The sequence below is a fragment of the Paraglaciecola sp. genome (assembly GCF_030730205.1).
GTDB lineage: Bacteria > Pseudomonadota > Gammaproteobacteria > Enterobacterales > Alteromonadaceae > Paraglaciecola.
In genome coordinates this window covers 1-7,798 of record NZ_JANQVQ010000305.1, presented here as the reverse complement: position 1 = coordinate 7,798, position 7,798 = coordinate 1, and the positions used below count along the sequence as shown (strand labels likewise).

Below are 7,798 nucleotides of genomic sequence, written 5' to 3'. Positions count from 1 at the left end.
TAGACTCACTAATGATTACTATCACTCTGCTTTCATTTCTACTTAGCTCTTTCAAGAAAGCCAATATCGCATTACTCACATCACCATCAATCACGATGACAAACACAAAGTCTTTATAGGACTGATTAAGTACACTTTCCACAGCGTGGTGAACCCATTCTAATCTGTCTTTGTCGTATACTGCTAGCCCGACAACAGAAGCAATGCCTTTATCGAAAGATTTTGATGAAACCACAGAAAATCTATTTTGCAACGTCTAATATGTCCAATACAAAAATGAGCCGTATCATAGCAGAAAAAAAATTAATGATATTGAAGAAAATAGCGGAGCAGTAAACTAATTAAAAATGTTGAGTACATTCTAAAAGCTGTTGTTTCGTTTCTTAAAATCATCGTATGCATCTAATATGTCTTTACGTGTTACATTTTTAAGAACTCGTGACAATGTTTCAGCTTCATTAGGTGGAGCATTCCGAATCATTTCAACCAATTTATAACGTTTAAGCATAATGAACGCTTTAGCGTCGTTAAGGATATTTTCCAGAGAATAACCGAGGTAAAACGTTTTCTTTGCTTCCACATAACGTTTAAAGTTTAGGCTAGGGAATACAATTTTAGTCTCTGCTTTTGTGGGTACATAACCGTTACGGTTATTTTTAAAAATGCCAACATCACATCGATTTTGAATAGGACGCCCACGAGCTAAAATTGCTAAATACTCGTCTTCACTTCTAAACATCCGATGCATAATAAAGAAAGGTTTGACTGGTTTATCTAACTCTTCGGCAGGCACCCTCGAAAAATCAACTTCTGAAGGAGAAAGCACGGTGCCATCAGCAAGAGAGTGAACCGCTCGAGGTGCCAATATACTATGAGGATTGATCTTCAAAACTGGCAAATGTGTGGGAATGATAGACTTTATCGGTCTAGCTCTGTGTCCGATTAAAATCGGTGGACACGCATCCATAAACGCTTCACTTTCATTGATTCTATTAAGCCATTCGAAACAATTAATTTTATGCTCATTGCCTTTCAGAAATTCATGAATAGTAGTTTCAAAATCAGTTGGTATCCAAAACTCGTCTATATCCAAAAACATTACATGAGTGAAACCTTGTTTCTTACTTAATTTGAGTTCTGCCTTATAAATTGAAATTTGAGGAGCAACATTGCCGTGATTAAAATATTTATCACCGTCTAAAAAACTTACTTGGGCGTTTAAAGACAAGCGCTCTTTGAGATTTTGAGTATTGTCTGTCGTGTTATTGACATAAATGCTTATATGATCAAAACCAAAATAGATATGATGAAAAATCCAGTCAGGAAGATAAGCCGCTTCATCTTTGGCGATTGCAACCAATTTGACTTTCAAATCATTATTTTGAGTGAATACATTCAATAATTTTGCATAAAACCAGTAAAGTTCGCCTTTAAAATACCAAAACACCCTTTTTAAAAAACGATATACACATCCCATCTTGCCGCGCAAATATGAAAACATCATTCTGTTAGCTTCATTCCGTTAAACCTATTCCAATTTTTAGACCCTAGATTTAGGCTGTTTACTTTCTTATGGAGAGAGATAAGCAATATTAACCCGCAACTATGTGCCCGAAAACCTCTATCACTTCTAAATTACGGAGTGTGAACTGAATTTTTCTAAGCGTAGAAATATTAATATTTAATTTTTTACTAAATAAGGTAAGACTATGCTGTATTCTTGCTCTAATAGCCCTTCAAAATACTTTCGGTCTTGTGGTAAGCCATTACCCGCGTCTCTGACATTTGTTTCAATAGTAGGAAGTTTGACGCCCATCATTTTTGAAAGTAACTGGATATCATGCTCGAACTTATTGGTTCTTCCAACAAAATCAAATTCCGAAATTGGCACCTTCGAAAAGTGATTTTTATAGGGTTGATTCATTTTTTTTAACATTGGATGGGTTAAAAAAAATTCAAAAACTTCGAGCTTCCTTTCTTCAATCTGATTTCCGAATTCTGCCAAAATAATTTTATACTCAGTTTTTGTTTTTTGAACATCTAACATATGTCCCAGCATCGACCATGCACGCTCTACAGGATCTCTAATCCAAACAATTCTTTTAGCATTCGGATAAATAAGCATGTGTTCAGGGTGCGCATGAAAGTGACCATGTATTATTTTTGTCCCCATAGGCAAGGATATACTTTTACCATCTCCTAATCGTTTTACTTCTTCATGTGCATAAACCTGCTTGATTGCCTTGCTGCCAAACGTTCTCTCATAACTTACTTTTAAAGAGGTACCAGCAGTTTTAGGGATGTGGTGTGACAACCACAAAACCGACTTTTTCCCATTAGTTTTAAAATTTAGAAAATTCAGTATATCTATCATTAAATTCATTATAATCAGTACCAATTAACCTGATTCAAAATTCAGGTACAACATTCTAAGCAACCGCGTTCAATCGACTAAAAACGATCAGTTTGAGTTATTCTATTTTAAATAAAGGCTTATTCTTCTCAGCAAATTAATTTGAATCAAATTTTGATTTAAACTGTTTTAAAGCTTTGTTGACATCCGGTAGTGTCACCCTAGTAAAAATCTTGGTAAACAAAGGTAAACATTCCTGCGGAGAATCAAGGATGATTTGACAAACTTCATCGCGCTTCTTCATTATAAATTGTTTTCCTTGTTCAATTTCTTCTTGTAATTGATAGTTAGAAAAGAAATTCTTCATAAATATTTTGTACCGCTCAACCGCTTCAATTTCAAAGTTGAGTTTCACCTTTGGTGAATTTGGAATATATCCACTTCTGTTAGTTTTAAATAGATCCGCATAAAGTCTATTTTGAATGGGCCGGCCTCGCATCAATAGAGCAACATATTCCTCCTGACTTCTATACATACGATGCAAAATAAAAATCTCCTTTACGGGCGAATTAACTTGCTCAAGACTAATTTTAGCGAAGTTATCTTGGTCTACGGAATATGTAGAACCATCAACAAGTTGATGCTCTGCTTTGTAAGCAAGTACACTATGTGGGTTGATAGCCTCAACCATTACCTGGGTACTAATCAAAGACTTAACATGATTACCTTTAATTCCTTCTATAGTTGGCTCTATAGATGGCAAGAAAGGCTTAAGCTCATTGGTACGATTTATCCATTCAAAACAAATAACATCAGCTTTTCTTTTCGCTATAAATTCTTTAACGGTTGTAGCTAGGTTTAATGGCGTCCAAAACTCATCAATATCTAAAAATAGTACGTGAGAAAATCCCTGTTTCCTACTTCGCTTAATTTCATATGCATAGATTTCGGTCTGAGGAATATCAACTCCGGGGGTAAAAAATTTATCTCCATCGCAAAATTCAACTGTCGATAGAGACCTCAATTTTCTTTCAATTTCAGTGGTGTTATCGGACGTATTATTGACATATATTGAAATTTGGTCGAATCCAAAGAACAAATGATGGCCTATCCATTCTGGTAAATAGCACGCTTCATTTTTTGCAATCGCAACAAGTTTTATGGAAGGTTTTCTTAACGACCTGAGCTTTTTTTCTAGCGTACCAAAAAACCAGTAGATACGTTTTTTATACTCATCATAAGCACGGTAAACAAAAAAACGATAGGCAATTAACTGTCTTAGATTCAATTACTTAACACTCTTTTATAGAGAAATTTTCTCTTCTTAAGGTTAAATTTGAGTTATACGCAGGATCATGTTCAATGTATTTAGCCCATTTTTCTTGTAAAAAGCCCAATTCACTAAAGAAGCGAGCTTGTTTCTCTTTGGTATCATCGAATCCTCGTGAGACTGACTCATGGTGAAACAATTCTGCCTCAGCGCAATAAATATTACGTCTTCCCAATGCTAAAACTTTCAAACAAAAATCAACGTCATTAAACGCGACTTGCAAGTTAACTTCATCCAGCCCTCCAACGGCCAAATAGTCTGCCTTTTTAACTACCAAACAAGCGGCAGTCACTGCGCTAAAACAATTAGTCGCAGCAAGTCTGTTTAAATAGCCACTATGGTCGCGAGGAAAATACTTATGTGCGTGTCCCGCGCCCCCGCCATATCCCATGACAACACCAGCGTGCTGAATTCTGCCATCTGGGTAAAGTAGTTTTGCACCAACACAACCTATATCAATGCGACAAGCCTGACCTACCATAAACGTCAACCAATCGGGTGAAATGACTTCGATATCATTGTTGATCAAACCAACTAACTCGCCATCTGCCACTGAGACCGCAAAATTGTTTATCGCGGAATAATTAAACGTATCATTATATTGCAACACCCTGATTTTGGGATTTTGACTCAACAGAGCAAAGTAATCGAGACTTGTTTTTTCGTTAGATTGATTATCAATCAGTAGAATTTCATAATTTTGATAAGTCGTTTTAGTCAAAATCGACTCAATACAGGCTTTGACCAACTCATAAGAGTTTTTAGTAGGAATTATCAAACTGACTAATGGAGGCTGAGTAACCTTCCAAAGCATATGAAACAAGGGCAAAGAATCATGTTTTGTTACTCTAGCCATAGAGCTTATTTTGTCTGTCATGTCTTTACACAAAGGAGCGTTGATCTGCTCTTTTGAATCGAGGGAATGCACTAAAACTAAAGGTATATGGTGAATTTTAATATTAGGGCTATGCAAATATCGGTTTGCTACAAAGTCTGCAATTCCAGTCTGGCCTTTAAGTAAATTCAAACCATTACTTAATTCACTTGATGTACGCAGCCACAGACCGGTATTAATATAGCCAGTACTTAGCTGTAAGTCTGGATCCCAATCACAATGTAACTTTGGGCTATGTCTAATCAATTTAGACGTAATAAAATCGCTATCCACGTATGCTAATTTATGTTCAGAGCTACTTAGCGGACCTATTACGCTTGCTAAATTTGGATGAAGCTTATCACCTGCATTGATCAGAAAAAGATTAGTCAACTCAAGTTCAGAAGGCCAAAATTTACACACAGAAATCTTGAATGGGTGTTTGTCTATATATTGGGTATATTCTGCTTCGTCGTTAACCCAAAGAATAACGCTTATGGTTGATTTCTGATTAACTAAACTACTCAAAGTAAATGCAAGTCTCTCGTGATCTTCAGACAATATTATCAAAACAATATCGCTCTGAGGACATTCCAAGCTATTCAATTTCACTTCCTGAAAATCAATAAGACGTGAGTAAAGCTTCGCTGTTTTTCTTTTTGTTGGAATACCATAAGACAAACCAGATTTTTGCAGACTCCGACTATAGAGAGACGTTAACCACGGAAAGCGCTTAAACTGCTTTCTGATCGTTTTTGGAACTAAGCCTATGGTCAGCTTAACCCCCATCATTATATATTTTTTTAACACATTCACTCTTTCAAATAGATTGCGCACAAACGCAGTTTGATGCATGAAATTAGCATACTAAATGTTGTGCGCTGACGATATTCCAGACAAAAACAACTAAGTTAAGATGTCACTTAAAACATTAAAGAGTTTAGGTTGAATAGTTTGTCGACTGTAGCTATCTCTTGCTCTCAGTCTTCCTTTTTCCCCAAGCTGTATAACTAAATCAGGACGTACTGACAACATATTTAATACTTTAACAACCGCATCTATATCTCGAAATGGAACTAAGACGCCACAACTTTCATCAATCAATTCTGGTATAGCACCCCAATCATAAGCAACAACAGCACAACCACAAGCCATACCTTCTAAAACGGTTCGACCAAAAGACTCTTGAAAATGAGATAAATTAAGTAAAATATCAGTTTCCAGTAACGCTTCCTTAGTCGAATTTAGATATCCACACCATTTTACATTTTTAAAACTTGAGTTCTTCTTCCAATTTTCAGTAAATTCATTGTCCGGACCGAATATACGAAATTCAATTTCAGAGGAACGATCTTCACATAACTGAGCGACTTGTAAAAGGTCTTCTATGCCTTTTTTGGGTAAATTACTGCTCAGTATAGAAACAACCATACGTTGATTCTCTCTGATATGCTGGCTTTGCCATCTATCAAAGTCTATAACATTAGGGATCACAAATACTTTTTCATTTGCATTCAAATAACGTAAAACCGCTGCTGAATTTGCAAAAAAATAATCGCCGTATTCTAAGCAGTGCTTTCTTATTGTTTCCGGATCGGCACCTAAAACTTCACATAAATGGGTATCGTTGGCCGGCAATTCTCTAACATGTACGATACGTTTTACGCTCAATCGTGCTGCTGCGACCAGAGGCTCGTGCAGCACCAATGTATTGACATAGATAGCACTAATGGCTTCAGCTTGAATGAGTCTGCAATACGCTTCTTCCACTTTCTGATCCAAGACACGATCAGCATGCCACCATGGAGTAGTCTGGAACACGACCTTGTAGCAAAACTGTTTAATCGATTCTATATAGTCGATGTTATCAGCACTCGGTAAAACAACAACGACATTATATTGCCCTGCACTGAGCATACTCAAACTATCAATAAAACTGCGCTCAGCACCGAAGGTTTGCGCAGAAACCAGGTGCCCAACACATAGTATCGTTGTATTTTCCGGACAATAAGCAACATCACCTTCAACATCTATCGGCGTCGCAGGCTTAATTAATCCTGTTGCGAGATTTTCCAAGACGGTTAACTTATCTTGTTGGGTCGAATAAGCTAAACCACTTAAATTTATTGCAGGATTGATTTCTCTACCCTCTTCTAATCCATGCTCTACAAAATGTTTAAGAGGATCGACATTCGCCGCTGCAATATCTGGATAGCGCTCTAAGTACCATTGGCTATCCACGTAATGACTGTTGGCTAGCAACAAAGACAAATTATGTAGTCTTTGTTTTTTGCCTCCCCTGCACATTTGCGGCGGAACAACAAATGGCCGCTGGTCAGGAAGGGCTTCTAAACGAAGCTTTTTGCTACTTTGATGCCAAGCTAGGGCAGCATCATGATAATCCTTTCGTAGGCCCTTAAACTGGGTTCGCAGATGACTGGCTTTGGTTTGTGACAGTGACTCAATTGACGCTCGGCCAAATGATAAAGGAACTGTAGGTAACACCTCAACGATGGAATTGTTTCCATACGAACTAAGAATACGATAATAATATTCAGTATCAGCATTAACCGAGACGTTATCCCAATAACCCAGGCGTTTGAAAACAGAACGTTTGAACATGAGAGACGAGACATTTCGATGAAGCCAACCCGCGTCCATGCGCCAGCGCTGAAATCGTAATTCGTTATCAGCCCTAACCCAATGTGAAACCGACGCAACCGTTCCACGACGTTGAGTGATCGCTGTTACTTGCAATTCTATTTTTTGAGCATGAGACCAATCATCACTGTCGTGAACTGTAATATATTTACCCTTAGCGAACGAAAGTGCATTATTTCTAGCTCTATAAGCTCCCAAGTTCGATTCGTGACGTTTCAACTTTACACGAGGATCTTTTTGCGCAAACGAGGTTAAAATGGACCAGCTATCATCGGTTGATGCATCATCAACCACAATAATTTCTAGCTTCTTCCAACTTTGATTAAGTAGGCTATCTAAGGCCGTTTGGATGGTATTTTCTGCATTAAAACAAGGAATAATGACAGTCACTAATGGTTGCAATAAACCTTTGATTAGAGATAAATCCGATGAGTTTGAGCAAGTAATATTATCTAAGGAAAAAGGCAATCCTTCATTTTTCAATTTAATTTTGGATAAGCCCAAGTCTATATATAAGGAAGATAATCCAGCTAAACGTTTTTCAGCGTGCACCAGCATATTAGTTGCTAGTGATTTATCA

At 37.1% G+C, this 7,798-nt stretch carries 6 protein-coding genes; all 6 read right to left on the bottom strand.

What is annotated here, in order from left to right; translation table 11 throughout:
• On the bottom strand, positions 1-253 hold a 253-nt coding region (locus NWQ57_RS20160; protein WP_372340955.1), incomplete at its 3' end, for a glycosyltransferase.
• A 108-nt stretch (positions 254-361) separates the two neighbouring features.
• A complete protein-coding gene (locus tag NWQ57_RS20155) occupies positions 362-1,504 on the bottom strand; it encodes a glycosyltransferase family 2 protein (protein ID WP_306023983.1) in 1,143 nt (380 codons plus the stop codon).
• Between the two features lie 177 nt (positions 1,505-1,681).
• Positions 1,682-2,383, bottom strand: coding sequence for a sulfotransferase family 2 domain-containing protein (locus tag NWQ57_RS20150; RefSeq protein WP_306023982.1), 702 nt, complete (start codon positions 2,381-2,383; stop codon positions 1,682-1,684).
• A 127-nt stretch (positions 2,384-2,510) separates the two neighbouring features.
• Positions 2,511-3,641 (bottom strand): glycosyltransferase family 2 protein, encoded by a 1,131-nt coding sequence (locus NWQ57_RS20145; protein WP_306023981.1) that lies wholly within the window; start codon positions 3,639-3,641, stop codon positions 2,511-2,513.
• Positions 3,642-3,645: 4 nt separating this feature from the next.
• Entirely contained in the window at positions 3,646-5,367 is a 1,722-nt protein-coding gene (locus NWQ57_RS20140) for a glycosyltransferase family 2 protein (RefSeq protein WP_306023979.1), read from the bottom strand.
• Positions 5,368-5,463: 96 nt separating this feature from the next.
• On the bottom strand, positions 5,464-7,798 hold a 2,335-nt coding region (locus NWQ57_RS20135), incomplete at its 5' end, for a glycosyltransferase (protein ID WP_306023978.1).

Excerpts from the sequence above, each read along its gene's own strand:
- NWQ57_RS20155 (WP_306023983.1), bottom strand. The coding sequence starts at position 1,504 with ATGATGTTTTCATATTTGCGCGGCAAGATGGGATGTGTATATCGTTTT.
- NWQ57_RS20150 (WP_306023982.1), bottom strand. The coding sequence starts at position 2,383 with ATGAATTTAATGATAGATATACTGAATTTTCTAAATTTTAAAACTAAT.